The sequence below is a fragment of the Shewanella gelidii genome (genome assembly GCF_014647855.1).
GTDB classification, from domain to species: Bacteria; Pseudomonadota; Gammaproteobacteria; order Enterobacterales; family Shewanellaceae; genus Shewanella; species Shewanella gelidii.
The window spans coordinates 101,884-116,267 of sequence record NZ_BMPZ01000004.1; the positions used below are offsets into that span (position 1 = coordinate 101,884).

At 45.3% G+C, this 14,384-nt stretch carries 11 protein-coding genes and 1 pseudogene; 4 read left to right on the top strand and 8 right to left on the bottom strand.

The window, feature by feature from the left end; genetic code table 11:
- The first annotated feature begins 46 nt into the window (after window positions 1-46).
- The gene (locus IEY18_RS09635; RefSeq protein WP_188920563.1) at window positions 47-265 is read left to right on the top strand and encodes a DUF2909 family protein; all 219 of its coding nucleotides are present in this window, start codon (window positions 47-49) and stop codon (window positions 263-265) included.
- 24 nt (window positions 266-289) lie between these two features.
- Here the strand turns inward: IEY18_RS09635 and IEY18_RS09640 are convergent, their stop codons facing one another.
- The 8 genes and pseudogenes from IEY18_RS09640 to IEY18_RS09675 all read right to left on the bottom strand — a co-directional run bounded on the left by IEY18_RS09640 (window position 290) and on the right by IEY18_RS09675 (window position 9,226).
- The gene (locus IEY18_RS09640) at window positions 290-1,165 is read right to left on the bottom strand and encodes a cytochrome c oxidase subunit 3 (protein ID WP_188920213.1); all 876 of its coding nucleotides are present in this window, start codon (window positions 1,163-1,165) and stop codon (window positions 290-292) included.
- Window positions 1,162-1,725 (bottom strand): cytochrome c oxidase assembly protein, encoded by a 564-nt coding sequence (locus IEY18_RS09645; protein WP_188920215.1) that lies wholly within the window; start codon window positions 1,723-1,725, stop codon window positions 1,162-1,164. The genes IEY18_RS09640 and IEY18_RS09645 overlap by 4 nt, the downstream gene beginning before the upstream one ends.
- Window position 1,726: 1 nt before the next feature.
- Window positions 1,727-3,265: a cytochrome c oxidase subunit I gene (ctaD, locus tag IEY18_RS09650; RefSeq protein ID WP_229779822.1), complete on the bottom strand. Its 1,539-nt coding sequence runs from the start codon at window positions 3,263-3,265 to the stop codon at window positions 1,727-1,729.
- 89 nt (window positions 3,266-3,354) lie between these two features.
- Window positions 3,355-4,467, bottom strand: a pseudogene (gene coxB / locus IEY18_RS09655) (cytochrome c oxidase subunit II); the annotation flags it as partial.
- A gap of 390 nt (window positions 4,468-4,857) precedes the next feature.
- Window positions 4,858-5,352 (bottom strand): cell division inhibitor SulA, encoded by a 495-nt coding sequence (locus IEY18_RS09660; RefSeq protein ID WP_188920220.1) that lies wholly within the window; start codon window positions 5,350-5,352, stop codon window positions 4,858-4,860.
- Window positions 5,349-5,966 (bottom strand): transcriptional repressor LexA, encoded by a 618-nt coding sequence (gene lexA, locus IEY18_RS09665; RefSeq protein WP_188920222.1) that lies wholly within the window; start codon window positions 5,964-5,966, stop codon window positions 5,349-5,351. The genes IEY18_RS09660 and lexA overlap by 4 nt, the downstream gene beginning before the upstream one ends.
- A gap of 272 nt (window positions 5,967-6,238) precedes the next feature.
- Complete coding sequence (locus tag IEY18_RS09670) at window positions 6,239-7,231, bottom strand: glutathione S-transferase family protein (RefSeq protein WP_188920224.1); 993 nt, start codon at window positions 7,229-7,231, stop codon at window positions 6,239-6,241.
- A 108-nt stretch (window positions 7,232-7,339) separates the two neighbouring features.
- Window positions 7,340-9,226, bottom strand: coding sequence for a methyl-accepting chemotaxis protein (locus IEY18_RS09675; RefSeq protein ID WP_188920226.1), 1,887 nt, complete (start codon window positions 9,224-9,226; stop codon window positions 7,340-7,342).
- Window positions 9,227-9,603: 377 nt separating this feature from the next.
- Here IEY18_RS09675 and plsB point away from each other — a divergent pair, with 377 nt between their 5' ends.
- The 3 genes from plsB to IEY18_RS09690 all read left to right on the top strand — a co-directional run bounded on the left by plsB (window position 9,604) and on the right by IEY18_RS09690 (window position 14,367).
- A complete protein-coding gene (plsB, locus tag IEY18_RS09680; RefSeq protein ID WP_188920228.1) occupies window positions 9,604-12,033 on the top strand; it encodes a glycerol-3-phosphate 1-O-acyltransferase PlsB in 2,430 nt (809 codons plus the stop codon).
- Entirely contained in the window at window positions 12,030-13,286 is a 1,257-nt protein-coding gene (mtr, locus tag IEY18_RS09685) for a tryptophan permease (protein WP_188920230.1), read from the top strand. Before plsB ends, mtr begins: the two co-directional genes overlap by 4 nt.
- Before the next feature lie 301 nt (window positions 13,287-13,587).
- Window positions 13,588-14,367, top strand: coding sequence for a VOC family protein (locus IEY18_RS09690; RefSeq protein WP_188920232.1), 780 nt, complete (start codon window positions 13,588-13,590; stop codon window positions 14,365-14,367).
- Window positions 14,368-14,384 lie beyond the last annotated feature (17 nt).

Sequence of the window (14,384 nt, forward strand, 5' to 3'; positions counted from 1 at the left end):
AGCATTCTTCATGTTGAAGAATGATCTGACAAAACGAGGGTATCTATTGAATAGCCTAGTTGTCTTCAAAGTGCTTTTAGTATTGCTGCTATTGTTTATTGTCATGAGCTTAGGTCGCGCCTTGTTTATCCTTGTAAAAGGAGAAAGTAAACAGCCGATGACTCATTTTCTCGGGCGTCGTGTCTTACTCTCTGCTCTTGTCATATTGCTATTGTTGCTTGCACTGGCTTTTGGCCTTATTAGTCCTAATCCAAGGCCATATTAACGATTGGCTAAGTGGTGGTTTTGGTCACAGCACATAGACAAAAGCAAACAGACACAACCAGACCACATCTACAAAGTGCCAATACCAACTGCCTGCTTGAAATGCAAAATGCTTGTCTGGGGTAAAGTGACCCTTAAGTACTCGCAACAGAAGAACCAACAGAAAAACAGTCCCTAAGGTGACGTGCATGCCATGAAACCCAGTTAGTAAGTAAAAAGTATTGCCATAAATGCCAGAGGAAAGGGTGAGCCCCATTTCTTGATAGGCATAAATATATTCTTCAGCCTGAAGCACTAAAAACACGAGCCCAAGTAAGATCGTCAAACCTAGCCAAATGGTTAATGCAGTACGTTTTGACTTTTCTAAACTGACATGAGCAAAGTGGAGTGTGACAGAGGAAATGAGCAAGATGATTGTGTTTATCAAAGGTAAGCCTGACCAAGGCATGGCTTGAGTCGTTTCCCCACTTGGTGTTGTTTCAAGCGGCCAAATGGCGACAAAATTTGGCCATAAGACTTCGTGGGTCATCGCATTGTTAGCAGCGCCGCCGAGCCAAGGCACGGCAATCATTCTTGCGTAAAACAAAGCACCAAAAAATGCCGCAAAGAACATGACTTCTGAAAAAATGAACCAACTCATCCCTTGTCGAAATGAACGGTCCATTTGTGATGAGTACAATCCGGCCATTGACTCCTGAATGACGGCTCTAAACCATCCGAAAATCATGAATAAAATGACTCCAATACCAGCAGTTAAGATATAGCCACCGCTGGTACCATCGGTTTTGAGCTGTTGTATATATTGTCCCGCACCCACCGCAATCAGAAACAGGCCGACGGCACCGATAATTGGCCAAGCACTTTGTGAGGGTACATAGTAGGGTTGATGTTTCGTGGTCATTTTGCTGCTCCTTGCTGTGATGCACCGCCATGCAGCTTGGCGGAGATATCGTATAACGTGTAAGAAAGTGTCAACGTATTGATTGAGCTTGGTAATTCTGGGTCGACGAAAAAAATGAGAGGTAACTCTGCATTTTCGTAGGGCTTCAGAGGTTGTTGATTAAAACAAAAGCACTCAGTTTTATTGAAATATGCTGCGCCTTTTCCTGGAGATACAGACGGTACGGCTTGCCCAACACTTGCTTGATTTGAAAGGTTTTTAGCATCAAAGTGCGTACGTACCAATTCACCTGGGTGAACCTGCATCCGCTTAACCGTTGGTCCAAACTGCCATTGCATGCCGGGTTGGACTTGGGCAACAAACTCAACAGTAACTAAGCGAGAATTATCGACTGCAGCGACATGTTGCACTGCTGTGTTCTTGGTTTTTCCATTGATTCCAAGTTGTTCACAAAGTACGTCGTACAAAGGAACCAGCGCAAAACCAAAAGCAAACATGCCGATGGCTCCGGCAAGCAGACTAAGTACTAATCTTTGATTCGATTGACGTAGATTGCTCATATCACTTAATTTCCGGCGGTGTGCTGAAAGTGTGATAAGGGGCTGGGCTTGGGATCGTCCACTCGAGCCCTTCTGAGCCTTCCCAAGGTTTAGCTGGCGCCTGCTTGCCACCTCGAATACATTTAATGACGACGGCTAAGAAGATGAGCTGCGCTAGCCCGAAAGCAAAACCGCCTATGGAAACAATTTGATTCACATCTGCAAATTGAATGGCATAGTCGGGGATTCGTCTTGGCATGCCCGCCAGCCCCAAAAAGTGCATAGGGAAGAACAGCACATTGACTGAGATAACCGAAGACCAAAAGTGCCATTGAGCGAGTCTTTCGTCATACATATGGCCGGTCCATTTAGGCAGCCAATAATAGGCAGCAGCCATAATGGAAAAGATGGCACCTGTGACGAGAACGTAATGGAAGTGTGCCACAACAAAATAGGTATCGTGATATTGGAAATCGGCTGGTGTAATCGCGAGCATGAGTCCTGAGAAGCCGCCAATGGTGAACAAAATAATAAATGCGATAGCAAAAAGCATTGGCGTTTCAAAGGTAATCGAGCCCCGCCACATGGTGGCAACCCAGTTAAAAATTTTCACTCCCGTAGGCACAGCAATCAACATGGTGCAGTACATAAAAAACAGCTCTGCAAATACCGGCATACCCGTGGTGAACATGTGATGTGCCCATACTAAAAACGACAAAATGGCTATGCTAGCGGTGGCGTATACCATTGAAGCATAGCCAAACAAACGCTTCCGGCTGAAGGCGGGAATGATCGCTGAAATGATCCCGAAAGAAGGCAAGATCATGATGTAAACTTCTGGGTGGCCGAAAAACCAAAAAATGTGCTGAAACATCACCGGATCACCGCCACCTGCGGCGTCGAAAAAGCTGGTGCCAAAGAACTTGTCGGTTAAGACCATCGTGACCACTCCAGCAAGAACAGGCATGACCGCAATTAACAAGAAAGCAGTGATTAGCCAAGTCCAAACGAACAGAGGCAGCTTCATCCACGTCATACCAGGTGCCCGCATGTTAACGATTGTGACGATGACATTGATCGCGCCCATTATTGAGCTAATTCCCATAATGTGTACCGAGAACACAAATAATGCCGTACTGTCTGGGCTATAAGTTGTTGAAAGCGGAGCATAGAAGGTCCAACCAAAATTGGGGCCACCACCTTCCATAAATAACGAACTCAGTAAGATTAAAAAAGCGAAAGGAAGAATCCAAAAGCTCCAATTATTCATGCGAGGGAGTGCCATATCTGGCGCCCCAATCATCATAGGGATAAGCCAATTCGCTAAACCGGTAAAAGCCGGCATTACAGCACCAAATACCATGATCAGCCCGTGTACTGTGGTCATCTGGTTGAAAAAGTTTGGCTCTACCAGTTGTAATCCGGGCTGGAATAGTTCGGCGCGGATCACCATGGCCATGGCACCACCCGTTAAGAACATAATGAAGCTAAACCATAGGTATAAAGTGCCTATGTCTTTATGGTTGGTGGTAAATAGCCAGCGCTTAATGCCAGTTGGCATTGGCTCGTGCTCATGGTCGTTATCTGCGCCTTGGTTGTGTCCATCGAGCGTGGTTTCATTCGCGGTATTCATTGCGCCTCCTGCTGACCATGTTTTTCAATATCTGCTGCCTGGACTGTGTCTCCGGTATCATTACCCCATGCGTTACGCTCATAGGTGACGACAGCGGCAATTTCAGTTGCCGTGAGCTGATTGGCAAAGGCCTGCATGGCTGTGCCAGGCTTGCCGTTAACTACGATGTCGATATGGGCGCCGACTTTACCCACAGTAATTGGGCTTTTTACTAAGCCGGGGAAGACGCCGGGCAGCCCCATACCATTGGGCTGGTGACAGGCGGCGCAGCGGGCGAGATAAACTTGTTCACCTAAAGTCATCAATTCAGGTTGAGATAGGGTTTGGTTGAGCGCAGCTTGTGCTTGTTGGGCCTTATCCTCTGTTAACTGTTGCTGGCTAGCGAGCCAGGTCTCAAAGTCCGCTTCTGAGACAGCCTCAACGACAATCGGCATGAAGCCATGATCCTTGCCGCACAATTCAGCGCATTGGCCGCGATAGGTGCCAGCTTTATCAATTTTGGTCCAGGCTTCATTAATAAATCCAGGGTTGGCATCTTTCTTTACCGCAAATGCTGGCACCCACCAAGAGTGAATGACATCATCGGAGGTCATTAAAAAACGAACTTTACGATTAATGGGGAGGACTAACGGTTTATCGACTTCAAGGAGGTAGTGCTCACCTTTTGCTTCTTTACCTTCAATTTGTTCTCTTGGCGTTGAAAGAATGCTGAAGAAGTCGATGTCATGATCAAAATAACTGTAATGCCATTTCCATTGAGAACCCGTGACTTTAATGGTGAGATCCGCATCACTTGGATCTTCCATTGCGATCAAGGTTTTAGTTGCCGGAATCGCCATGATTATGAGAATAATGAAGGGCACCACAGTCCAGGCAATTTCCACCTTGGTACTTTCGTGGAAATTCGCTGCTACGGCTCCTTTGGACTTACGATGATGGATCATTGAATAGATCATGATGCCAAAAACAATGACGCCAATGGCACAACATATGTACAAAATCACCATGTGCAAATGATAGACTTTGCTACTGATTTCGGTGACCCCTTGGGTCATATTCAGTGGCATATCGGTGGCCAACAAATTTGGCGCAAACAACATCATCAACACGCTAAACAACAAGTGCTTCACAAGACATCTCCTCTGTTAATTGCTTTTGCAATCACAAAGAAGAGCCACACAGTAAATCTCTGCTCTATGTAAACTCTTCGGTTCCCAAATAAGCAACGAAAACTTCAAGTGTGCATGGCGGTTTTCAGTCTAAATGTTGTCACGCGCTTGATTAACCACTGTGCACATACGTCTGAATATATCTATTCAATCGGCCTTCGAGATGCCACATGGACATGTCCAGCCGTACAATTTATCGAGATAACAAAATATCGTCGCTATAAAACTCGCTTGTTTAAATATTGATCAAGATCAACTTTTTATCTAATTAATTGAATAAAAAGATGATTAAAAAAAATGAGAATCCACAAAAAAGCCCCATAAATGGGGCTTTGCAAGCAATAAAAAAAATTAGTGAACAGAGGAGAATTGCGTGATTTGACAGATATTATTGGCATCAAGGCTTACTTGAGAGCCTGATTCTAAGACAATGCCCAAAGCTCTAGCACTTTTTGCGACAAGTTGAAGGCGTCTTCGCTCTTTGGCATCGAGTCCTTGAGTCCAGCTGATAACCGCACTTGAGGTGCCACTAGTCAGAGCTTTTTCTGTTGCCCATAAGGTTTCAACTTCATCTTTTCCGTGCACGAGTAGCAATCTATCCATACGCACACCAGCGCGAGCAAGTAACTGTTTGTAGTCAACGCTTGGTGGGTTAATCAGTACAATCCATCGACCTTGCAAGCTTAGTGTTGCTAATTGGGAGGCAAATTGTTTTAACTCTGCAACACCCTCTGTACTCGTGGCTAAAGTGGTGATATTGCCAGTTTGCCATTCGCCGGTGATACTTTGCGAGGGCTGGGTCCAGAGCCCTGGGTGACGTAAGGTATTGCTTTGTAGTTTATTCATTGCCAATCTCCATTTCTGATCACGCCGACAGCTAAACCTTCAATTGTTAAACTTTCGTGCGTTAAATCAACTTCAATGGGGGCATACTCTTCGTTTTCTGCATGAAGAAAAACCATATTGCCCTTCTTTTCAAAGCGCTTGACTGTGACATCGTCCTCAACTCTTGCTACGACGACCTGCCCATTTCTAGCGGCTTGCATTTTATGTACCGCCAGCAAGTCGCCTTCGAGAATGCCAATGTCTTTCATGCTATCGCCACGAACACGCAATAGGAAATCGGCGCTCGGTCTAAACATGCTTGGATCTACTTTATAATGTTGTTCAACATGTTCTTGGGCAAGAATGGGCTCACCAGCAGCAACTTGACCAATCAGTGGGAGTCCTAAATCTTCTTCAATTTCTTCGTGGGGAAGTCGAATGCCTCGTGAGGTTCCAGGAATAATCTCAATACAGCCTTTTTTGGCGAGTGCTTTTAGGTGCTCTTCAGCAGCATTGGCACTTTTGAAACCCAAACGCTTGGCAATTTCTGCGCGGGTCGGCGGCATGCCCGTGTCAGCAATATTGGTTTTGATGAGCTCTAAAATCTCAGCTTGGCGTGGTGTTAAGGGTCTCATGCGACTTCCTGTTTTTCTATACAGTAACTGTCAGTATATACAGTAATTTAATTCGTGCAAGGTTTAACCAGTATGTTTTATGAAATTGTTGATCTGGTTGGTGATATTGCATAGCAAGCTGGCAGTCAATCGTAAAATGTTACCTGCTTCAAATTTATGCAGAATTGATTTTCTCGAGATGCTTTGGTGATTCGTCTTTAGCTTGAGGTTCTACCTGAAGTGATTTCGCCCAGCAATGGAGTGTTATTTCTACTGGCGAGTCCGATGTTTCTCTATTTAGGCTCTAGTGTCTCCCAATGGTCGCGTTGATGGGGTGCGTTAAAATCAAGTAACGGCCCTTTGGGGATGACGCCTGTTGGATTTATGGTTTTGTGGCTGCCGTAATAGTGTAATTTGCTGTAATCCAAATCCACCGTTGCGGCGATTCCCGGTTGTTGGTACAGATCCCGTAGATACTGACTTAAATGATGATAGTCGAGCAATTGCTGCCGATTACATTTAAAGTGGCCAAAATAGACGGCGTCGAAGCGAACTAGGGTGGTAAATAGGCGCCAGTCGGCTTCGGTTATTTGATTGCCTATAAGATACCTTTGCGTTGCCAGTCGCTGCTCGAGCCAATCAAGGCTGGCAAATAGGGCGTCAAATGCTTGCTCATAGGCGCTTTGGCTGGTTGCAAACCCCGCGCGATACACGCCATTATTGATGGTGTCGTAGACTCTTTGATTGATTGCATCGATTTCCCCACGTAAAGCTTGAGGATAATAGTCATTTTGATTGCCAGTCAGGTGATTAAATGTTGAGTTCATGATGCGAATAATGTCGCTGGACTCATTATTGACTATGGTTTGCGTCTGTTTATCCCACAATACAGGCACTGTCACTCGGCCTTGATAGTCCGGCGCAGCTTGCAAGTACAATTGATACAGATAGTCATGGCCGTATATGTCATCTTTATATGGGCTTTGCTCGCTTTGAGGAGAAAACTCCCAGCCATTGTCTAGCATTTTCGGTTGGACAACACTCACTGATATTATCGGTTGCAGCTGCTTTAGTTGACGAAAGATTAAAGTGCGATGGGCCCATGGGCAGGCCAAAGAGACATAGAGGTGGTAGCGGTCTGCTTCAGCAATATACGGGCTGCTTGTGTCATTGCCCTCCTTGCTGATCTGATGACGAAAGCGACTTTGCTGCCGCTTGAATTCACCTTGATTCGCCTTGGTGTCATACCATTCATCAACCCATTGACCATCTACCAGTAAACCCATAACCTGCCTCATTTTAATTGGTGTAAGTATTGCCTAAGGATAGAAGGGGTTCCTATTACGTCGGCTCACGCTTTTTAAGCCTTGCGTGAACCTTTGTTATTTGTCGAACTACAAGCGGAATGCATCAACAGATTTTGTTAGTGACTCTGATATTTGATTGAGCTTGTTGGCACTATTACTATTTTGTTCTGAGCAGTCAAAAGTACTGCGGGCTAGGTCATTAATTTCAACAATACTGGCGTTGATTTCTGCGGCCACATGGGTTTGTTCTTCGGCTGCTGTAGCGATTTGATTGTTCATATCCTGAATTGTAGATACCGAGGCACAAATAGCTTCGAGGGCTTTATTGGCGTCGTCCGACAGCGACAACGTAGTTTGCGCGTCGGTAACATTTACATTCATAAGAGAGACCGATTGCTTGGCTTCAACTTGGAGTCGATTAATCATGTCTTGAATTTCGTTAGTGCTCTCTTTGGTTCGATTCGCAAGGTTACGGACTTCATCGGCAACTACAGCAAATCCTCGGCCTTGTTCACCGGCCCGAGCAGCCTCAATTGCGGCGTTGAGCGCGAGTAAGTTGGTTTGTTCTGAAATGCCGTCAATGACTTCTAAAATCCCACCGATACGTACGGTTTCTTGCTCTAATTTATTCGTGACGACCACGACTTTTTCAATACCATCAACGAGTGTCGCGATACTTGCGTGCATGTTGGCTACCACGCTAATTCCGGTATTGGAATATCCGTTTGTTTCTTCAACTGAACTTGATGCATGCTGGGCATTGCGCGCGACTTCTTCAACGGTTACGGTCATTTCATTCATTGCGGTAGCGGTTTGGTCGAGCTGAACCATTTGTTGCTCAGAGCTTTGATTGACTTGAATTGAAGTCCCTGACATCTGATGTGAAGAGCTATCCAGCTCATGGGCGGCGGTATTGATGTGTTCTATCATTTGCCGCAAGTTATTGACCATTGCTATTACTGCTGCATATATGCCCGTTTCGGTGCCATTGGTTTGTGCAGTGATTGATAAGTCCCCTTTTGCAACTTCTTGGACAATTCGTTCGATCTCTTTGGGTTCGCCCCCAATTGGCAGATACATGAGTTTATTGACTAATACCCACATCAGTCCCAACGAGATGAATATACAAACCACGGCCATAAACCCTGAAAGTGCTAAGTTTGAGTTTGATGCCGCGTTTATGTTCTGCCATTTATCCCATGACCAAATTGTCCAACCTAGATTGTCAGCACGAGCATTCACGACAAAGTATTTTTCCCCGTCAAATGTATAGGAATGAGAGCTTCCAGTTTCTTGTTTGTAGTTATTGTAAGACGGTCTGAGTTCAAATAGGTTTTTGCCTACATACTCGGGATATTTGGAGGCAATAACATAGCCATCACTGCGGCTAACAAACAACTGGTTGGTTTCTGAGAGGCTGTTAACGAACTGGGAAATGGTATTTACCTCTAGGTTCACACTCAGTGCTGCAATAATTTTTCCCTGGTGTTTGACAGGTACAGCGAGTGCCATCACCTGATTGCCGCTACTACTGGTATATGGCGTGGTGATGATTTTGCTTTCTCCGGCGAAAATGCGCGTGTACCACTCACGTTTTAGTGATTTAGCATTGAAGTTAGGGATGAGCCCTTTGCTGCTCGGTAAGTAGGTTTCACCATTTTCAAACCCAACATAGGCGGCCAATACACCCAGACTGGTTTGGGTATCTTCAAGTTGCTTGAGTAACTTTGCGACATCAATAGCTGAACCGTCTGCAACATTGAGTTGGTGACTTGTAGAAACCAGTACATCAAAATAACGCTGAATTTTTTGGTCAACAGCGTTGGAGATTAAGAAAGCTTGAGTCCCGAGTTTTTCGGTATAACCGTCAATTGATGCCGACTTAAAGTTAAAGAAACCCACGAGAGCGATGAGCAGAATGACAACAGCAAATAACGTTCCAATAGAGGCAATAATTTTGGCTTTGGCGCTCATGACTTCTTCCTTTTACATCATTTGTAGAACAAGAGCAGCGGGGTGGAGCCTCGTGACCTGTTCAAATCTCAAACATTTCTTATGCGGAAAAACAATTTAATTATAGTCGTGAAATGCTAGATTTCATTTTGAATTAACTAATTGTAAATTAACCGTGATTTAGCATTGCATGATATAACTGCGCGTTCGATTTTTAAATGCAAATAGAGCATGTACTCTATACGAGGCCGCCTATACTTTAGTCGTAATCGGCTGGGGATCACATAAAATGCATTGGCTTGAATTGCGAGAGTTAACCTGTAACCAAATTGGCGGTTTAGGGAGCCTTTCTGTTATCCTACGGGGCTATTTGCCACAACATTAATAACAGCAGAACCATGTCGACAAAAGATTCCATTTGGTACAAAGCACTTCGTTGGATGCAACGAAAACTCGTTCACACCGTTGTTGTACCCCATGATCCATTTGAAGATCTTAATTTAGATCCGAATCGCCCTTTGGCTTATGTGATGAAAAACGAGTCAATCAGTGATATTGCTGCACTCAGTGATATTACCGAAAAGTTAGGCTTGCCAAGTCCGTATGGTTCTTTAGAAGTCAATGGCGTGGTCGCGCCTCGCGTTGTTTGTGTGAAAGGCGCAAAGCCTCTGTTTGGCAAACGTGCAAGCAACGAGCAGTACTTAGAGTGCTTTTCTCAATTGCTGGCCGTTCATCGTGAGCAGTCTGATTTAGATATTCAATTAGTGCCTGTAAGCCTGTATTGGGGGCGTACACCTGGCAAAGAAGATGACACCATGAAAGCTGCGGTGTTTGAACGAGAAAGCCCTACTTGGCTGCGTAAATTCTTGATGATCCTGTTTTTAGGGCGACATAATTTTGTCCAATTTTCAAATGCCGTTTCTTTACGATATATGGCAGATCAACACGGTACAGATAAGCGAATTGCTCAAAAGTTAGCGCGTGTGGCTCGCGTTCACTTCCGCAGACAGCGCAAGGTTATGACTGGGCCGCAATTGCCAAATCGTCAAGCGATGTTCAGCACTTTATTGAAGTCTGAAACCTTGCAAAAAGCGATAGCAGAGGAAGCTGCGAGCAAAAATATTAGTCATGAAGAAGCAAAAGCAAAAGCAATTGAGTATTTGGATGAAGTGGCAGCAGACTATTCAGATAGCTTGATTCGTATTGCCGAACGCTTCTTAACTTGGTTGTGGAATAAGCTATACAAAGGCATCAGTATTAAAGGGGCGGAGCAAATCCGGCAGCTTCACCACGATGGCCATGAGATTGTATATGTGCCTTGCCACCGTAGCCATATGGATTACTTACTCCTATCCTATATTTTGTATTACCAAGGTATGGTGCCGCCGCATATTGCCGCGGGGATCAATCTTAATTTTTGGCCTGTTGGTTCGATGTTCCGCCGTGGTGGCGCATTTTTTATACGTCGCAGTTTCAACGGCAACAAGCTGTATACCGCAGTCTTTAGAGAGTACTTAGATACGTTATTTAATAAAGGGTACTCTGTGGAGTACTTTACTGAAGGTGGACGTTCCCGTACCGGACGTTTACTGGCACCGAAAACCGGTATGTTGGCCATGACCGTCAACAGTGTACTTCGCGGTGTTAAGCGTCCGGTGACTCTGGTTCCGGTTTATTTAGGCTATGACCATGTTATGGAAGTGGCGACTTACCATAAAGAGCTCAGTGGTAAGAAAAAGAAAAAAGAGTCGGTTTGGCAGGTCTTTGGCGCCGCTCGCAAGCTCGGTAACTTTGGCCGAGGTTATGTGAGCTTTGGTCAACCTATCAATGTTCAATCCTTCTTAACGAATCAAGTGACAGATTGGCGCGAAGAAATTGCGAAAGATCCAGAGCAAAAGCCAACTTGGTTAACACCTGCGGTGAATACATTAGCGAATCAAGTGATGGTCAATATCAATGGTGCGGCGGCGGCCAGCTCTGTGACACTGATGGGATTAACGTTACTCGCCTCAGAACAAAATGCGCTTGAACGTGGCGCCCTTGAGCGTCAACTTGATTTGTACTTAAGTTTACTCAAACAAGTGCCATATACGGCTTATGCTTCGGTTGCAGAAGGGGATGGCAAGCAGCTCGTTCAGCAAGGTTTGGAGCTGAAGAAGTTTTCACTTACGCCAGATCCGCTTGGAGATATCGTTTCGATTGAAGAGACCGATGCCATTGCGATGACCTATTACCGCAACAACATCATTCATTTGTTGATTGTGCCCTCTTTAATTGCCAGTACCTTGACTCGATTGGAGTCCGTGAATCGTGCTCAAATTCAACTCGTGGTGCAAGATCTCTATCCGATGCTGCAGGCAGAGTTGTTTATGGGAGTGGCCGATGTGCCTGCATATGTTGAACAGATTCTAGATTTGTTTGTGGCGCAAGGCATTGTTGCAGAGTCTGAGCTTTGCCTTGAGGTGAATGATGAGCACATCAATGAACTGATGTTACTCGCAGGCACCATTAGTGAAACATTGAAGCGCTACGCTATAATTTTCAACCTAATCGCAAGTCATCCAGAGATAGAGCGTCCAGACTTAGAGCGCGTAAGTCATCAGTTAGCGCAGCGATTAGGCGCGTTACATGGCGTCACTGCGCCAGAGTTCTATGACAAAAAGCTTTATGGCGCGCTGAGTGTGAAGCTTAAAGAGCTTGGCTATTTGACCAATACTGTCAATGTAGAGGATGTTGTGAGAATTCGAGACCATGCAAATAATTTGTTGCGTGCTTCTGTCAGGCAAACGATTGTCGATAGTGTTGCCGCAGAGCAGGATGCCAAATGACCAAGCATATAAATGCTGAGCCCGTGGTTCATCGTTCATTGCTGGGCGGTGCGATGATTATTGCGGGTACGACTGTAGGGGCTGGTATGTTTTCGCTCCCCGTAGTTAGTGCCGGAATGTGGTTCAGTTATTCCATGCTCACCCTGCTTGGGGTTTGGCTGTCTATGCTGGTTTCTGGTCTTTTCTTGCTCGAAGCAAACCTACACTTTGAGCCGGGAGCGAGTTTCGATACGTTGACGAAAACACTGCTAGGGCAGTTTTGGCGAATTGTCGGTGGCGCGTCTATTGCGTTTGTTCTGTATATTTTGAGCTACGCCTATATTAGTGGCGGTGGCTCGATAGTGAATCATAGCTTGCAAGCTGTTGGTGTTTCGCTTCCTCAAAGTCTTGCGGGTCTTGTATTTGCTTTGCTGCTTGCAGCCGTCGTACTTATCAGTACCCGGGCAGTCGATCGAATCACTACTATTATGCTGGGTGGCATGATCATTACGTTTTTCTTAGCGATTAGCGATTTGCTCCTCGATATTGATTCAACTAAATTGTTGTATCCAGATGGGGAAACTCGGTTTGCCCCTTATCTTCTTGCTGCATTACCCTTTGGCTTAGCAAGTTTTGGCTACCACGGTAATGTGCCCAGCTTGGTAAAATACTATGGTAAACGTCCCTCGACAATTGTAAAAGCAATGGTTGTTGGAACCTTTATTGCGCTGATTATTTATGTCTGTTGGTTAATTGCGACCATGGGAAATATTCCGCGCAGCGGCTTTGTAGATATAATTTCACAGGGCGGCAATATGGGGGTTTTGGTCGGGGCTTTATCTTCAATCATGAGCAGTGACTGGCTGAACAGTATGCTGACTATTTTTGCCAACCTTGCGGTTGCTTCTTCTTTCCTTGGTGTAACCTTGGGCTTGTTTGATTACCTCGCCGATCTATTTGGTTTTGATGATTCAGCGCAAGGGCGGATGAAAACGGCATTAGTCACCTTTTCACCGCCTACGGTACTGGGTTTACTGTTTCCGGATGGATTTTTAATTGCCATTGGCTTTGCAGCGTTGGCTGCGACGATTTGGGCTGTCATTGTGCCTGCGCTTATGGCTTACAAGGTACGACAGCTTTATCCAACGCGAGATGTGGGTTTTAAAGTCCCAGGTGGACATATCGCAATTGTTGCGGTTGTGCTCTTTGGAATCACAACGGCAGCATGTCACCTACTGGCAATGGCAGATCTTCTGCCTGTATACGGCACTTAACTAAACCATTTTGGTTAAACGCAACGCTCTTGTTGCGTTTATCGCCGCCATTCTTTGTTTTTTATTTCCTATCCTTGTCAATACAATGGATGTCGCATATGGCATTTAAAGTATGTGTTGCTACTGGTTCACGGCATGTTATTAATTGTGTTCTATACTCTTCTAACCAATCTGATATCTTTGCAAAACTAGATTGACTATGGGGAATTGCAAAGTTACGACTGCTTCTAGAGTACGGCTCGCAGTGGCGTTCAAAATGGAGCTTGGATAGATTAAATCAAACGATTCTAAGGAAAGTGATATGAAAGTTGAAACGTATCTTCAAGGCCAGCCTTGCTGGGTTGAATTAGCCACAACGGATTGGCAAGGCGCGAAAGCATTTTATCAATCTATGTTTGGTTGGGCTGATAATGACATGCCAATGCCAGAAGGCGTATACACCATGGTTCATTTTGATGGTGATGATGTTGGGGCGTTATATCAAATGCCGCAGCAAATGCTAGATGAAGGCACGCCAACTCACTGGACTATCTATTTTGCTGTTGATAGTGCCGACGACGTTGTTGAGGCGGCCAAACAAGCAGGAGGAACTGTTCTTGCTGGTCCTCATGATGTCGGAGATGCAGGACGTATGGCATTTTTGGCGGATCCTGAAGGTGCACGTTTTGCTGTATGGCAAGGCAAATCTCATATCGGAATTAAGCGCGCGCTTGAACATGGAACCCTGTGTTGGAGTGAGTTGGCGAGTCGAGATCCAGAAAAAGCGAAGGCATTTTATCCGCAAGTGATTGGCTGGAGCCACAAATCTGGGGATATGCCAGACATGCCTTATACCCATTGGCAAGCTGCAGGTAGTGATGTTGGCGGCATGATAGCCATGACTGAGGAGTGGGGTGATATTCCAGCGCATTGGATGGCTTACTTCCAAGTTGATGACTGTGATGCAGCCGCAAAAAAAGTGGTTGAGCTTGGCGGAAAAGTCTGTGTGCCGCCGACGGATATTCCCAATACGGGTCGCTTTAGTGTAGTCAACGATCCTCAGGGTGGTGTTTTCTCTATTTTCGAGATGCCTGCAACTTAGGGGCTTATGATCTGTTC